This is a genomic window from Rhodanobacter panaciterrae, assembly GCF_014651895.1.
GTDB classification, from domain to species: Bacteria; Pseudomonadota; Gammaproteobacteria; order Xanthomonadales; family Rhodanobacteraceae; genus Rhodanobacter; species Rhodanobacter panaciterrae.
Map to the genome: position 1 here is coordinate 1,963,751 of NZ_BMXT01000001.1, position 15,126 is coordinate 1,978,876.

The window sequence follows — 15,126 nt, forward strand, 5'->3', positions numbered from 1 at the left end:
AGGATTTCCATGCTGCTACAGCGCACCCTTACTGCCCTGGTGCTCGCGCCACTGGTGATCCTGCTCATCCTGCTGTCGTCGACCGCGGTGTTCGCGCTGATCGCCGCGGCGGCGTTCCTCGCCGCGTTGTGGGAATGGGCCCAGCTCAGCGGACTGAAGAACCAGTCCGCACGGATCGGCCTGCTGGTTGCTGCCGCGGTCGTGTTCGCCCTGCTGTGGTACGGACATGCCGGCATCACGACACCCGTGCTGCTGGCGGCTGGCGTGGCGTGGTGGCTGCTCGCCTGCCTGTGGCTGCGCCATTTCGCGTTCGGCGCCGCACCCACGGCAGAGAACCGCACGCTGAAACTGCTGGCCGGGGCGTTCGTGCTGTTCCCGGCCTGGATCGCGCTGATAAGCATCCATGAGCGAGAGCCCCATGGGCACTGGTGGACCCTGCTGGCGCTGGTGATTGTCTGGGCTGCCGACATCGGCGCCTATTTCAGCGGCCGCACGTTCGGCAAGCGCAAGCTGGCGCCGCAGATCAGCCCGGGCAAGACCTGGGCCGGCGCCTACGGTGCGCTGGTGGCCGGGGTCGTGGTGACGCTGCTCGGTGGCTGGCTGCTTGACGTGCGGGGCGCGCCGTTGCTTGGCCTGGCCCTGCTGGCCCTGCTTACCGTAGCTGTATCGATCGTCGGCGACCTGATCGAGAGCCTGATGAAGCGGCATGCCCAGGTGAAAGACTCAGGCACCATCATTCCCGGCCATGGCGGCCTGATGGATCGACTGGACAGCGTGTTTGCCGCGCTGCCGGTGTTCGCCGCCGGCCTGTTGCTGTTGGGCCTCTGACATGAAGAACGTCGCCGTTCTTGGCGCCACTGGCTCGATCGGTGGCAATACGCTCGATGTCATCGCGCGTCACCCGGAGCGCTTCCGCGCCACCGTGCTGACCGCGCACCGACAAGTCGAGGCGCTGGCCGAGTTGTGCATCCGGCATCGACCGCAGCTGGCGGTGATCGCTGATCCGGCGCTGGAGGCCGAACTGGCACGCCGTCTCGCCGCCGCCGGCGTTCGCTGCGCGGTGGCCAGCGGCCACGCCGCGCTGACTGCCGCTGCTGCGGGCGAGTTGTGCGACACCGTGGTCGCCGCGATCGTCGGTGCTGCCGGACTGGATTCCACCCTGGCCGCGGCGCGCGCCGGCAAGCATCTGTTGCTGGCCAACAAGGAATCCATCGTGATGGCCGGCCCGCTACTGCTGGCGGCCGTCGCAGCCGGCGGCGGCGCACTGGTCCCGGTCGACTCCGAACACAACGCGATCTTCCAGTGCCTGCCCGGTGGACGACCGGATCTGCGCGCGAGCGGCGTGCGCAGGCTGATCCTGACCGCCTCTGGTGGCCCATTCCGTGGTCGCACCCGATCCGAACTGGCCGACATCACGCCGGAACAGGCCTGCAAGCACCCGAACTGGGTGATGGGCCGCAAGATCTCGGTCGATTCGGCCACCTTGATGAACAAGGGCCTGGAAGTGATCGAGGCACATCACCTGTTCGGCGCCCCGGCTGAGGCGATCGACGTGCTGGTGCACCCGCAGAGCCTGGTCCATTCGCTGGTCGAGTACGTCGACGGCTCGGTGCTGGCCCAGCTCGGCAATCCGGATATGCGCACCGCGATCGCCCACGCGCTGGCATGGCCGGAGCGAGTCGAGGCTGGCGTGGCACCGCTGAACCTGGCCGCCTGCGCACCATTGCAGTTCGAGCCACCGGATCTGACCACCTTCCGCTGTCTGGTACTGGCGTTCCAGGCGCTACGCGCCGGCGGCGACGCCCCGGCCGTACTGAATGCAGCCAACGAGGTCGCCGTGGAAGCGTTTCTGGCCGGCTCGCTGCCGTTCCTGTCGATCGCCGATGTGGTCGAGGCGGTACTTGCGGAACTGCCGGCGCAAGCCGTGGTCGATGTTGGGACCCTTGCTGAACGCGATCGGGTCGCCCGCGAGGCGGCCCGGCGCATTCTGCGCAATGCTTGCTGATATTCTTGCTTCGATGACTTTTCCGTACGGTACTTGATGACTCCCTTCTTCGGCTCGGCGTTCTGGTTGCTGGTCACGCTTGGCGTGCTGGTCACTTTTCATGAATTCGGCCACTACTGGGTCGCACGCCGCTGTGGCGTCAAAGTGCTGCGTTTCTCGATCGGTTTTGGCAGCGCGATCTGGAAGCGCGTGGGCCGCGATGGCACCGAGTACCAGATCGCCGCGATCCCGCTGGGCGGCTACGTCAAGATGCTCGACGCCCGCGAGGGCGAGGTCGATCCCGCCTTGCGCGACCAGGAGTTCACCGGCAAGTCGGTGTGGAAACGTATCGCGATCGTCGCCGCTGGCCCGGGTTTCAATCTGATCTTCACCATCGCCGCGTTCTGGCTGATGTTCATGCTCGGCCGTCCGGACGTGGCACCCATCGTGACCGCTGCACCGCAGAGCATGGCCGCCGAGGCCGGCATCCAGCCCGGCGATCGTATCCTCAGCATCGATGGTCGCACGGTGGGTACCTTCACCGACGCGATGGACGTGGTAGTCAATGCCCTGCTCGGGCGTGCGCCGCTGCCGCTCACGGTGCGTGGCAGCGACGGCCGTACGCGGCAGCTAGTGCTGCCGCTGGATCAACTGCCGGCCAGCCAGCCTGTCGATCAATACCTGAAAAAGCTGGGTCTGGATCTGGCACCATCGCCGGCCATCGCCGCCACCGTCATGCCAGGCAAGCCGGCCGCATTGGCTGGCATGCAGGGCGGCGACCGCATCGTGGCAGTCAATGATCAGCAAGTCGCCGATTACTCCGTCTTCCAGAAACTGGTGCCTGCCGAGGCAGCCAAGTCGCCTCACCTGAAGCTTGCCATCGAACGCGATGGCAAGCCGATGCTGCTGACCATCGATGCGCGCCGGGAATCCCTGGAAGGCCAGCCCGTCAACTGGGTGATCGGCGTCAATGGCCCTGGGCCCGAACAAGTCACTTTGCGCTACGGTCCGATCAAAGCGCTGAGCGCCTCGTTGCAAGCCACCTGGCGCAATAGTGCGCAGACCTTCAACCTGATCGGCAAGATGGTTACCGGGCAGGCTTCCACCAACAATCTGTCCGGTGTCATCGGCATCGCGACGGTAGCCAATCAATCCGCGAACATGGGCCTGCCCTGGTTCCTGCAGTTCCTGGCATTGGTGTCACTGAGCCTGGCGATCCTCAACCTGCTGCCGATCCCGGTCCTGGATGGCGGACACCTACTGTATTATCTTGTCGAGTTGATCAAAGGCAGTCCGGTCAGCGAGCAGACGATGATCGTCGGCCAGTACATCGGCCTGGCATTGCTGTTCACCCTGATGGGGCTGGCGTTCTACAACGATATCCACCGCATGCTGCTGTCGTGACACCCATGACCGGTGACCGCAGCATGCCGACGACACGCCAGCCTGCGCCAGCCGCAGTACGGCGCGGCGGCGTGTCAAGCGATGCATTCCTCCGGTGGAATGCGGACTCTCTTTCGAGGCAGGGCTCGTCCCTGCCTCATGCGTTGATCGGGGCGGCCACGCTGGCCGCTCCATCGAAATAACCCAACGGAACCGACGATGAAGCGTATCGCCGCGCTGATCCTGCTTGCCTCCCTCTCCGCCAATGCGTTTGCATTCGACCCGTTCGTGGTGTCGGACATCCGCATCGACGGCCTCAGCCGCATCACGGCCGGTACCGTGTACAACTACCTGCCGGTGGCCAAGGGCGACCGGCTGACCAACGACGAGGCCCAGCGGGCCATTCGCGCGTTGTACCAGACCAAGTTCTTCAGCGATGTGGAAATGGATCGCGAAGGCGACATCCTGGTGATCAAGGTGGTCGAGCGACCGTCGATCGCCAAGCTGACCCTGCGCGGCAACAAGGACATCAAGACCGAAGACCTCACGAAAGGCCTGAAGGAAATCGGCCTCAGTGAAGGCGAGACCTTCGATCGGCTGGCACTGGACAACGTGCAGCAGGAATTGATCCGGCAGTATTACAACCGCGGCAAGTACAACGTGTCGGTCACTCCGCACGTGACTCAACTGGACCGCAACCGCGTCGCCGTCGAGATCGAGATCCGCGAGGGCAAGGCGGCCAAGATCAAGGAACTGAACATCCTCGGCAACCATGCGTTCGCCGACAAGGACATCCGCGACGGTTTCGAATCCAATACCAGCAACTGGATGTCGTGGTATTCGAAGGACGACCAATATTCGCGTGAAAAGCTTTCCGGCGATCTGGAAAAACTGCAGTCGTATTACATGGATCGTGGCTACGCCGATTTCGGTGTCGACTCCACCCAGGTGGCGATCGCGCCGGACAAGCGCGCGATGTACATCGACGCAAGCATCAAGGAAGGCGAAATCTACAAGGTTTCCGACGTCAAGCTGCTCGGCGAACTGATCCTGCCGGAGGCGACGATGCGCCAGCTGGTCTTCGTCAAGGTTGGCGAGACCTTCAACCGCGGTGCCATCGAGGCGAGCTCAAAGGCGATCAAGGCCGTGCTGGCCAATATCGGCTATGCCTATGCCAAGGTCACCCCGGTCCCGAAGCTGGACAAGGACAAGCGTACCGTCGATCTGACCATGTACGTCGAGCCGGGCCAGCGCGTGTATGTGCGTCGGGTGGTGTTCGCCGGCAATACCCGTACCGAAGACACCGTGCTGCGCCGCGAGCTGCGGCAACTTGAGGGTTCCTGGTATTCGCAGGCAGCGATCGACCGCTCCAAGATCCGCCTGCAGCGGCTTGGTTACTTCAAGAAGGTCGACATCGACAAGAAGCTGGTCCCGGGCACTCAGGACCAGGTCGACGTCAGCGTCAAGGTCGAGGAACAGTCCGCCGGCAGCATGCAGTTCGGCGTCGGCTATTCGCAGTACTCCGGCATCATCCTGAACGCCTCGGTGTCGCAGAACAACCTGTTCGGCACCGGCGACAGCTTCTCGATCAGCGGCCAGCGCAGCAGCTATCAAACCAGTATCGGCCTGAATTACTACAACCCGTATCTGACCGAGAACGGCGTCGGTATCGGCTACAGCGCCAACTATTCGAAGACCGACTACGGCAATACCGATTTCGCGAACTACTCCACCAGCGCCAAGAGCTTCTCCAGCTATCTCGGCATTCCGATCACCGAGACCGACAGCCTGCGTCTGGGCCTGGGCATCAGCAGCAACAAGATCAACCTGTTCCAGGGTTACAGCCCTCAGGTGCTGCTCGATTACCAGGACCAGATCGGCAACAAGACCATCCACTCGTGGACCGGCACGGTGGGCTGGAATCACGATACCCGCAACGGCTACTGGGCGCCGACCCGCGGCGGCCTGATTTCGGCCTCGACCGACGTCGCCCTGCCCGGCTCGACCGTGCAGTACTGGAAGCTCTCCACCGAGATCAACCACTACTGGCCGATCGGCAAGGGCTTCGTGCTGTATCTGGATGGCCAGGTCGGCTACGGCAAGACTTACGGCAGCAATGGCATCAGCGATACGGCTTTCGATGCGCTGAAAGCAAGCAGTGCCGCCGCAGATCCCACGCACATCCTGACCGACATGCGTCAGGACTTCCCGTTCTGGGAGAATTTCTACGCCGGTGGCGTGAAAGACGTGCGTGGCTTCCAGGACAACACACTCGGTCCGCGCATCTGCATCGACGGCAGCACGCCAGACAAAAGCGGCAATTGCAGTGGCGGCTATTACGCGCAACCGATCGGTGGCGCGTTCAAGGTGCTCGGCACGGCCGAGTTGTACATCCCCATTCCCGGCCTGAAGGATGTCAACACCGCGCGCGTTTCGTGGTTTGTGGACGTCGGCAACGCTTACAAGGACTATCGCGATTTCAGTGCGAATACCTTGCGCGCATCGACCGGTGTATCGCTGCACTGGCAGGCACCGATCGGCCCGCTGATCATCAGTTTCGCCATGCCATTCCGTACCCAGGCCGATGACGGCCATTACGAGGAGCGGATCCAGTTCACTTTCGGCAGTACGTTCTAAGCTGATCCGAAAACCAGGGAACCCGGAAAGCGCGGTCATGCCGCGCTTTCTTTTTGCCAAGCGGACGCGCTGCACGCCGCGGCGTCACCCCCTACAATGGCTGGCAGGTTCCGGAGCAAGCATGAGCGCAATCAACCACACCGTGGCCGCACTGGCCGAGCGATTCGCACTGACGGTCAAGGGCGATGGCACGCGCGTCATCGATGGCGTCGGCACGCTGGCCGGCGCCACGCCGAGCCAGCTGAGTTTCCTCTCCAACAGCAAGTACACCACCCAGTTGGCCGCAACGCGTGCCGGCGTGGTGGTGCTGCGCGAGGAAAACCTGCCCGACTGCCCGGGTTCGGCCCTGATCGCCAAAGATCCCTACGTCGCCTACGCACAGATCGCCGCGCTGTTCGAACGACTGCCGGCGGCACCGTCGGGTATCCACCCCACGGCCGTGGTCGCCGCCAGTGCGCGGATCAGCGCCAGCGCCAGCATCGGTCCCTGCTGCGTGATCGAGGACGGCGCGGTGATCGAGGACGGCGTGATCCTAGGTCCGCATTGCATCGTCGGTGAACACTGCACCGTCGGCGCGCAATCGCGGCTGGTGGCGCGCGTGACCCTGGTTACCCGGGTCACTCTGGGCAGGCGCGTGCTGGTGCACCCCGGCGCGGTGATCGGCTCGGACGGGTTCGGCCTCGCGTTCGACAAGGATCACTGGATCAAGCTGCCGCAGCTCGGCGGCGTGCGCATCGGCGACGACTGCGAGATCGGTGCGAACACCACGATCGACCGCGGCGCACTGGACGACACCGTGCTGGAAGAGGACGTGCGGCTGGACAACCAGATCCAGATCGCCCACAACGTATACGTCGGCGCGCATACCGCGATGGCCGGCTGTGCGGCGGTGGCCGGCAGCGCAAAAATCGGCCGCTACTGCATGATCGGCGGCAATGCCGGCGTGCTGGGCCATCTGGAACTGGCCGACCGGGTTACCATTACCGCCAAGAGCCTGGTCACGCATTCGATTCGCGAGCCAGGTGAATATTCTTCCGGCGTGCCACTGCAGGACAACCGCCAATGGCGGAAGAATGCCGCACGCTTCAAACATCTGGACGAGTACGCGCGCCGGTTGTCGGCGCTGGAGAAGGACAGCAACAATGAGTGAGAAAAACGCGAGCATGTCGTTGCCGATCAACGTCGAGCAGATCCAGGAACTGTTGCCGCATCGCTACCCGTTCCTGCTGGTCGATCGCGTGATCGAGATCGTGCCCAATGTCAGCGTGGTCGCGATCAAAAACGCGACCATCAACGAGCCGTTCTTCCAGGGCCACTTTCCCGGCCACCCGGTCATGCCTGGCGTGCTGATCGTCGAGGCGATGGCGCAGACCGCCGGGCTACTGACCCAGATCAGTCGCCGCCTCAATGGCGACAACGGCAGTCCGCTGTTCTATCTGGTCAAGATCGACAATGCGCGTTTCAGCGCGCCGGTGGTTCCCGGTGACCAGCTGCGCCTGGAAGTCACCCAGAAACGCCTGGTGCGTGGCATGGGCCTGTTCGTGGCGCGAACCCTGGTCGACGGCAAGGAAGTGGCCAGCTGCGAACTGATGTGTGCCGCGAGGGCGGAAAAATGATTCATCCCACCGCGCTGATCGACCCTTCCGCCGTCATCGGCGCCAACGTCAGCATCGGCGCCTACAGCGTGATCGGCGCCGATGTGGAAATCGGTGATGGCACGGTGATTGGCCCGCATGTGGTGATCGAGGGGCCGACGAAAATCGGCCGCGACAATCGCATCACCCAGTTCGCCTCGCTGGGTGGTGCGCCGCAGGACAAAAAATTTGCCGGTGAGCGTACCGAGCTGGTGATCGGTGACCGCAACCTGATTCGCGAATTCGCCACCATCAATCGCGGCACCGGCGACGGCGGCGGCATCACCCGCATCGGCAACGACAACTGGGTACTCGCCTACGTCCACGTGGCACACGACTGCCAGATCGGCAACAACATCGTGTTCTCCAACTACTCGGCGCTGGCCGGGCATGTGGAGATCGGCGACTGGACGATCATGTCCGGCTATTCCGGCGTGCATCAGTTCTGCAAGGTCGGTGCGCACGCCTTCATCGGCATGGGCTGTCTGGTCGGCCATGACGTTCCGCCGTTCGTGATGATGGCGAACGAGCAGCAGGGTCGTCCGCGCGGTATCAACAGCGAAGGCCTGAAGCGCCGTGGCTTCGACGCCACCCGTATCGCAGCGATCAAGCGTGCCTACCGCACCTTGTACATGGCCGGCCTGTCACTGCCCGAGGCACGCGAAAAACTGGTCGAACAGGCGCAGGAAAGCGACGACGTGCGGGCCATGCTCGAGTTTCTCGATCACAGCGAGCGATCGCTCGCCCGATAAGCGTGAAACGCTTATCGGGAAATCAAACACGCGTCTTGCTCTGACTTTCCGTAGGAGACGAAATGCAAAACATCGACGTCTCCATGCATGCTCCGCTGATCGCCATCCTCGCCGGCGAAGACTCCGGCGACCAGCTCGGCGCCGACCTGATCATCGCGCTGCGGCAGCGTTATCCGCAGGCACGTTTCGTCGGCATCGGCGGTGCGCGCATGCAGGCGCAGGGCTTCGAATCCTGGTACGACATCCGCGAACTGTCGCTGTTCGGCTTCAGTGAGGTGATCAGCCACCTGCCCCGACTGCTGCGCTTGCGCAAGGCACTCGTTGCGCGTCTGCTGCAGGCGAAGCCCGCCGTGGTGATCGGCATCGACGCACCCGATTTCAATCTCGGTGTGGAACAACGACTGAAACAGGCCGGCCTGCTGACCGTGCATTACGTCAGCCCGTCGGTGTGGGCCTGGCGCGAAAAACGGGCGGAGAAAATCGGCCGCAGTGCCCACCGCGTGCTCTGCCTGTTTCCGATGGAGCCACCGATCTACGCCAAGCACGGCATCGACGCCCGCTTCGTCGGCCACCCGCTGGCCGACCGTTTCGCGCTGGTGTCCGACCGTGTCGGTGCACGCGACTTTCTGCAGCTGCCGCAGCAGGCGCCCGTGCTGGCCGTGCTGCCCGGCAGTCGACCGTCCGAGGTGGCGCGACTCGGCCAGATTTTCATCGATGCCGCCAACCGCGTCGCCGCCGCATTGCCGGGGTTGCGCATCGTGATCCCGGCGGCCAATCCGCAGGTACACGCCAGGCTCAAGGAACTGCTGAGCAATGGACCGCGCGATGAATCCGCGCCATTACTTCTGGACGGCCATGCGCATGAGGCCATGCTGGCTGCCGATGTGGTGCTGCTGGCATCCGGCACCGCCACGCTGGAGGCGATGCTGGCCAAGCGGCCGATGGTCGTGGGTTACCGCGTTGCGCCACTGAGTTACCGCATCGCCCGCGCCATGAAAATGCTGAAGACCGATGTCTATGCGTTGCCCAATATCCTGGCGCGCGCTAGTGGTCTCGACGGCGACCTGCTGGTGCCCGAACTGATGCAGGACGACTGCACGGCCGGGAACCTGGCCACCGCCACACTTGCGCTGTTCCGCGACAGTGAGCGACGTGGTGCGATCGTCGCTGCATTCGAGCAGTTGCATCAGGCATTGCGCGGCGGCCTGGAAGGTCACGCGGGAGATCGCGCGGCCGCGGCCATTGCCGAATTGATCGATGCGAAGCATGCCGTTGGGTAGGTTCCTTGCGAGCACCAGCCCCTCATCCCAACCTTCTCCCCACAGGGGAGAAGGGGCAAACGCAAACAGCATGCTTGTAGCCGGTGTGGACGAAGCTGGCCGGGGTCCGCTGGCCGGTCCCTTGGCGGTAGCTGCCGTGATCCTCGATCCGGCTCGCCCGATCGTCGGCCTCAACGATTCCAAGAAACTCAGCGAGGCGAAGCGCGAAGCGTTGTATCCGCAAATTATCGAGCGCGCGCTGACGTATTGCATCGTGTTGATCGAGCCGGAGGAGATCGATCGTCTGAATATTTTCCAGGCCACCATGGCCGGCATGAGCCGCGCGGTAGCCGGCCTCACACCGGCGGCGCATGAGGCGCTGATCGACGGCAACAAGCTGCCGAAGGATCTGCCCTGCCGTGGTCGCGCGATCGTCGGTGGCGACGCGCTGGAGCCGGCGATCAGCGCCGCCTCGATCCTAGCCAAGGTTAGTCGGGATCGACTGATGATGGCGCTCGACGCTGTTCATCCCGGTTATGGTTTTGCCATCCACAAAGGCTATCCGACCCCGGCGCACCTGAGCGCATTGCAGCAGCTCGGGCCATGCGTGCAGCATCGCCGCAGCTTTGCGCCAGTGCGCGTGCTGCTGGATCAGGCGCGACTGTTCTGATCGTCCTGCGCGAATAACCACACGTAACAACCCTGATCACGAAGCTCGCTGAGATTTATCCGCATAGGCCATTAGTCTATGCAACTTTTCCACGTGCGCGCGCATCCTTATCTTCAAGGAGCCCACGCTGCACGGATGCGCCAGTCCCACCGGCCCGTCCCTACCCGCCGGCCTGCTCACCAGCGAACTCACACGCGTTCGTCAAGATCGCAGGAGTCTTGCCATGATGCATCCGCAAACACACCCGATTACCCCGAAGCCGCTGACCACGGCACCTGCATGGGAGTCGGCTACCGCCGTCGCCGGCGTCGACGAAATCCCGATGGCTCATCTGGACTACAACCTGCATCCGTTGCTGGTGCAAGGTCTCGAACACTATGTAGTTTCCGCCGGCGAGGACGAGCGTTTCTGCATCCGTTGAACAAGCCATCGGCATTGGCCTGGACCGTGAGAGTCGACGCTTCCTCGCCTCTCTGCATGTTGCTACGCTGGCAATGAGCCAAAGGGGACGGACAACATGCGCGGAATCGCGATAGCAGTGCTTGGGTTGCTGCTCAGTTGCAACGTAATGGCCGGCGACAAGCCGGGACTCAAGCCGGGCGATACGCCGCCGGACATGTTGGGCACCACCCAGCGCGGTCAGGACGTGACCATTTCCTCACTGCACGGCAAGATCGTGGTGATCAGTTTTTGGGCCACCTGGTGCGGGTACTGTATGCAGGAAATACCGGTACTGGCGAAGCTGCAGGCATTGGCTACCCAGCGTGGCCTGCCGCTGCAGGTGGTGGCCGTCAATCATCGCGAGGATCGCGACACCTTCGTGCGGACCTCGCGCGTACTGCGCAAGAGCTTGCCAGAACTGCTAGTCACCTGGGACCGCGACGGCTTGATCGGCAAACCCTACGGCGTCAGCGGCATCCCGGTGATGGTGATGCTGCATCGCGACGGCACCATCGCGCATATCCATGTCGGCTATGGCGAAGACATGCTGGATACCCTGCTCGGCGAGATCAACGCCCTGTTGGTCGAACAACCGACGGCCACGGCGAGCGTCGCAATACACTGAACCCGGCGGGTGCCAGACGCCAGCACGCTTTGCACAAACGCGACGGAAGTCAATCTTGCTGCTTGGGAGGCGCCCGGTTAGCCTGCATGGACTCACCGCGCAAATCTGCATGACCGTCCGCTATACCCACCTGCACCTGCACAGCGAATATTCGCTGGTCGACTCGACCATCCGCATCAAGGCGCTGGTCGCCGCGTGCGTGCGCGACGGCATTGCGGCGGTGGCGCTGACCGACGAATGCAACATGTTCGCGCTGGTGAAGTTCTACAAGGCGTGCAACGCGGCCGGCATCAAGCCGATCGGTGGCTGCGACCTGTGGATCAGCGCGCCGGACGACCCGCGCCCGTGGCGGCTCACCCTGCTGTGCCAGAACCGCGAGGGTTACCTCAACCTGTCGCGGCTGGTTTCGCGGGCATGGCAGGAAGGACAGCATGGTGGCCGCGCGCTGGTCGAAGCCGGCTGGCTGACTGCGGACGCCAGCAAGGGCCTGATCGCCCTGCTCGGTCGCGACAGCGAGGTTGGTCGCATCGCAGTGAACCAGGGCATCGAGGCGGCGCTGGTGAAGCTGCGCCCGCTGACCCGGCTGTTTCCCGAGCGGCTGTACCTTGAGCTGACCCGCTGCGGCCGCGACGGCGAGGAAAACTGGAACACCGTCGCACTGACGCTGGCCACCGAACTCGGCCTGCCGGTGCTGGCCAGCAACGACGTGCGCTTCCTGAAACAGGACGACTTCAGCGCGCACGAGGCACGCGTGTGCATCAACCAGGGCCGCGTGCTGGCCGATCCGAAACGTCCGCGCGACTACAGCGATCAGCAATACCTGAAGACGCCCGACGAGATGGCCGCGCTGTTTGCCGACCTTCCCGAGGCACTGGAAAACAGCGTCGAACTGGCCCGGCGCTGCAACCTGGAACTGGAGTTCGGCAAGTACTACCTGCCCGACTTCCCGGTGCCCGCAGGCTACAACCTCGACAGTCACATCCGCGAGCTGTCGCGGCAGGGCCTGAAGGAACGCCTTGCATTGGCGCCGCTCGCCGCCGGTTACACGCTGGCCGATTACGACGCGCGGCTGGAACGCGAGCTGGACGTCATCATCAAGATGGGCTTCCCCGGCTACTTCCTGATCGTTTCGGACTTCATCCGCTGGGGCAAGGACAACGGCATTCCGGTCGGCCCGGGCCGCGGCTCCGGTGCCGGTTCGCTGGTCGCATGGGCGCTGAAGATCACCGATCTGGATCCGCTGCAGTTCAACCTGCTGTTCGAGCGCTTCCTCAATCCCGAACGCGTGTCGATGCCCGACTTCGACATCGACTTCTGCATGGATCGCCGCGACGAGGTGATCGACTACGTGTCGCGCAAGTACGGCCGCGATCGCGTCAGCCAGATCATCACCTACGGCTCGATGGCGGCCAAGGCCGTGCTGCGCGACTCCGGCCGCGTGCTGAGCATGCCGTACGGTCAGGTCGACCGGCTGGCCAAGATGGTGCCGCCGCGACCGCTCGATCTCACGCTGTCCGACGCACTCGGCCGCTCGGAGAAGTCGAAGAAAGAGACTGACCGCGTCGTCAAGGAATTCTGCGAAGCGTATGAGCAGGACGAAGACGCCCATGCGCTGATCGACCTCGCGCTGAGTCTGGAAAACCTCACCCGCAACGCCGGCAAGCACGCCGGTGGCGTCGTGATCGCGCCGACCCCGTTGACCGACTTCGCGCCGCTGTACTGCGAAGCGGGCGGCGGCGGCGTGGTGACCCAGTACGACAAGGACGACGTGGAGGCGGTCGGCCTGGTGAAGTTCGACTTCCTCGGCCTGCGCACGCTGACCATCATCGACTGGGCGGTGAAGGCGATCAACGTGCGCCGCGCGAAAAGCAGCGAAGCGCCGCTGGATATTTCGCAGCTGCCGCTGGACGATCCGAAGCCGTACGAGCTGCTGAAGAAGGCGCAGACGGTCGCGGTGTTTCAGCTTGAATCCTCCGGCATGCAACGCATGCTGAAGGACGCCAAGCCCGACCGCTTCGAAGACATCATCGCGCTGGTGGCACTGTACCGTCCCGGCCCGATGGACCTGATTCCCAGCTTCATCGCGCGCAAGCACGGTCGCGAGGAAGTGGAATATCCCGACCCGCGCGTCGAACCGATCCTGCAAGAGACCTACGGCATCATGGTCTACCAGGAGCAGGTGATGCAGATGGCGCAGATCGTGGGCGGCTACTCGCTCGGCGGCGCCGATCTGCTGCGCCGCGCGATGGGCAAGAAAGACGTCGAGAAGATGGCGAAGGAACGCGCCAAGTTCCGCGAGGGCGCCGCGAAGGACGGACTGGCCGGCGACAAGGCCGACACCATCTTCGACCTGATGGAGAAGTTTGCCGGCTACGGCTTCAACAAGTCGCACGCCGCCGCCTATGCGCTGGTGTCGTATCAGACCGCATGGTTGAAGGCGCACTACCCGGCCGAGTTCATGGCCGCGACGATCTCGTCGGACATGGACAACACCGACAAGGCGGTGACCTTCCTCGACGAATCGCGCGCGCTCGGCATCACCGTGCAGCCACCGGACGTCAATGCGTCCGAGTACATGTTCGTCGCGGTCGAGCCGAAGGTGATCCAGTACGGACTCGGCGCGATCAAGGGTGTTGGCCAGGGTGCCTGCGAGGCGATCGCCGCTGAACGCATACACGGCAAGTACACCGACCTGGCTGACTTCTGCCGTCGGGTCGACCCGACCAAGCTCAACCGCCGCGTGCTGGAAGCGCTGATCCTCTCCGGTGCGCTGGATGCGCTGGCGCCGAACCGCGCCAGCCTGATGCTGCAGCTGCCCGACGCGATCAAGGCCGCCGAACAGCATCTGCGCGACAAGCAGTCAGGCCAGAACGACATGTTCGGTGCCGCGATGGGTGCCCTGACACCGGTGGTGCACATCAACCTGCCGACCGTACCGGAATGGCCGCTGGAGCAGAAGCTGCAGGGCGAGCGCGACACGCTCGGGCATTACCTGTCCGGCCATCCGACCGACCCGTGGAAGGACGAACTGGCCCAGCTGTCCACCTGCCCGCTGGGCGAGATCGCCGACCGCTACCAGCCGCCGAAGCCACGCAAGAACGACGACGGCGACAACAACCGCTTCCGTCGCGGCCCCGACACACCGTGGACCGTCGCCGGCATGGTCACCGCCGTGCGCAAGCGCGGCGATAGCGATGCGTTCGTGCGGCTGGAAGACGGCAGCGGCATCATCGAGGTGAGCTTCTTCGGCGAGCTGTACCAGCAAGTCGCGCCGCTGCTCACCCGCGACCAGATGCTGATCGTCGATGGCGGTCTGCGCATCGACGACTTCTCCGTCGGCGGCTTCCAGCTGCGCGCACGCAGCGCCATTTCACTGGCCGATGCCTGCCGCAAACATGCGCGGTTGCTGCAACTGAAATTGAACGGCGTCGGCCCCGATTTCATCGCCCAACTGCAGCATGTGCTGGCCGGCTACCGCGGCGGCCGCGCCAGCGTGATGCTGCACGGCTACCGCAACCGCAACGCCCAGGCCGACATCGAACTGGGCGAAGCGTGGCGCGTGGATGCCATCCCCGACCTGCTGCGCGCCGTGCGCGCGCTGCCCGGCGTGCAGGCGACCCGTCTGCGCATCGTCAAGCAGCAAGACTAACCCCGCTTGCGTTGCTCCCTCCCCTGCTTGCAGGGGAGGGCTGGGGAGGGGTTCGCTCTTGATCTGAAAGTCAAAAGCTTTACCCCCTCCCA

Annotated in this window: 12 protein-coding genes; all 12 read left to right on the forward strand. The window is 63.9% G+C overall.

The features are described 5' to 3' along the window. The first annotated feature begins 9 nt into the window (after positions 1-9). The 12 genes from IE071_RS09160 (at position 10) to dnaE (ending at position 15,034) form a co-directional block, all read left to right on the forward strand. On the forward strand, positions 10-828 hold the full coding sequence (locus tag IE071_RS09160; RefSeq protein ID WP_189440770.1) for a phosphatidate cytidylyltransferase: 819 nt from the start codon (positions 10-12) through the stop codon (positions 826-828). A 1-nt stretch (position 829) separates the two neighbouring features. After that, complete coding sequence (locus tag IE071_RS09165) at positions 830-2,005, forward strand: 1-deoxy-D-xylulose-5-phosphate reductoisomerase (RefSeq protein WP_189440771.1); 1,176 nt, start codon at positions 830-832, stop codon at positions 2,003-2,005. A gap of 36 nt (positions 2,006-2,041) precedes the next feature. Then, positions 2,042-3,388: an RIP metalloprotease RseP gene (rseP, locus tag IE071_RS09170; protein ID WP_189440772.1), complete on the forward strand. Its 1,347-nt coding sequence runs from the start codon at positions 2,042-2,044 to the stop codon at positions 3,386-3,388. A 198-nt stretch (positions 3,389-3,586) separates the two neighbouring features. Next, complete coding sequence (gene bamA / locus IE071_RS09175) at positions 3,587-6,004, forward strand: outer membrane protein assembly factor BamA (RefSeq protein WP_189440773.1); 2,418 nt, start codon at positions 3,587-3,589, stop codon at positions 6,002-6,004. Positions 6,005-6,125: 121 nt separating this feature from the next. Further along, positions 6,126-7,154, forward strand: a complete 1,029-nt coding sequence (gene lpxD / locus IE071_RS09180; RefSeq protein ID WP_189440774.1) for a UDP-3-O-(3-hydroxymyristoyl)glucosamine N-acyltransferase — start codon at positions 6,126-6,128, stop codon at positions 7,152-7,154. Beyond that, on the forward strand, positions 7,147-7,620 hold the full coding sequence (fabZ, locus tag IE071_RS09185; RefSeq protein ID WP_189440775.1) for a 3-hydroxyacyl-ACP dehydratase FabZ: 474 nt from the start codon (positions 7,147-7,149) through the stop codon (positions 7,618-7,620). The genes lpxD and fabZ overlap by 8 nt, the downstream gene beginning before the upstream one ends. Then, on the forward strand, positions 7,617-8,390 hold the full coding sequence (gene lpxA / locus IE071_RS09190; protein WP_189440776.1) for an acyl-ACP--UDP-N-acetylglucosamine O-acyltransferase: 774 nt from the start codon (positions 7,617-7,619) through the stop codon (positions 8,388-8,390). The genes fabZ and lpxA overlap by 4 nt, the downstream gene beginning before the upstream one ends. 62 nt (positions 8,391-8,452) lie before the next feature. Beyond that, the gene (lpxB, locus tag IE071_RS09195; protein WP_189440777.1) at positions 8,453-9,670 is read left to right on the forward strand and encodes a lipid-A-disaccharide synthase; all 1,218 of its coding nucleotides are present in this window, start codon (positions 8,453-8,455) and stop codon (positions 9,668-9,670) included. Positions 9,671-9,740: 70 nt separating this feature from the next. Next, complete coding sequence (rnhB, locus tag IE071_RS09200; protein ID WP_229792814.1) at positions 9,741-10,319, forward strand: ribonuclease HII; 579 nt, start codon at positions 9,741-9,743, stop codon at positions 10,317-10,319. A 223-nt stretch (positions 10,320-10,542) separates the two neighbouring features. Further along, the gene (locus tag IE071_RS09205) at positions 10,543-10,740 is read left to right on the forward strand and encodes a hypothetical protein (RefSeq protein WP_189440779.1); all 198 of its coding nucleotides are present in this window, start codon (positions 10,543-10,545) and stop codon (positions 10,738-10,740) included. Positions 10,741-10,836: 96 nt separating this feature from the next. After that, complete coding sequence (locus IE071_RS09210; protein WP_189440780.1) at positions 10,837-11,385, forward strand: TlpA family protein disulfide reductase; 549 nt, start codon at positions 10,837-10,839, stop codon at positions 11,383-11,385. A 109-nt stretch (positions 11,386-11,494) separates the two neighbouring features. Continuing rightward, a complete protein-coding gene (dnaE, locus tag IE071_RS09215) occupies positions 11,495-15,034 on the forward strand; it encodes a DNA polymerase III subunit alpha (protein ID WP_189440781.1) in 3,540 nt (1,179 codons plus the stop codon). The last annotated feature ends 92 nt before the right edge of the window (positions 15,035-15,126 follow it).

Excerpts from the sequence above, each read along its gene's own strand:
- IE071_RS09160 (WP_189440770.1), top strand. The coding sequence starts at position 10 with ATGCTGCTACAGCGCACCCTTACTGCCCTGGTGCTCGCGCCACTGGTG.
- IE071_RS09165 (WP_189440771.1), top strand. The coding sequence starts at position 830 with ATGAAGAACGTCGCCGTTCTTGGCGCCACTGGCTCGATCGGTGGCAAT.
- rseP (WP_189440772.1), top strand. The coding sequence starts at position 2,042 with ATGACTCCCTTCTTCGGCTCGGCGTTCTGGTTGCTGGTCACGCTTGGC.
- bamA (WP_189440773.1), top strand. The coding sequence starts at position 3,587 with ATGAAGCGTATCGCCGCGCTGATCCTGCTTGCCTCCCTCTCCGCCAAT.
- lpxD (WP_189440774.1), top strand. The coding sequence starts at position 6,126 with ATGAGCGCAATCAACCACACCGTGGCCGCACTGGCCGAGCGATTCGCA.
- fabZ (WP_189440775.1), top strand. The coding sequence starts at position 7,147 with ATGAGTGAGAAAAACGCGAGCATGTCGTTGCCGATCAACGTCGAGCAG.
- lpxA (WP_189440776.1), top strand. The coding sequence starts at position 7,617 with ATGATTCATCCCACCGCGCTGATCGACCCTTCCGCCGTCATCGGCGCC.
- lpxB (WP_189440777.1), top strand. The coding sequence starts at position 8,453 with ATGCAAAACATCGACGTCTCCATGCATGCTCCGCTGATCGCCATCCTC.
- rnhB (WP_229792814.1), top strand. The coding sequence starts at position 9,741 with ATGCTTGTAGCCGGTGTGGACGAAGCTGGCCGGGGTCCGCTGGCCGGT.
- IE071_RS09205 (WP_189440779.1), top strand. The coding sequence starts at position 10,543 with ATGATGCATCCGCAAACACACCCGATTACCCCGAAGCCGCTGACCACG.
- IE071_RS09210 (WP_189440780.1), top strand. The coding sequence starts at position 10,837 with ATGCGCGGAATCGCGATAGCAGTGCTTGGGTTGCTGCTCAGTTGCAAC.
- dnaE (WP_189440781.1), top strand. The coding sequence starts at position 11,495 with ATGACCGTCCGCTATACCCACCTGCACCTGCACAGCGAATATTCGCTG.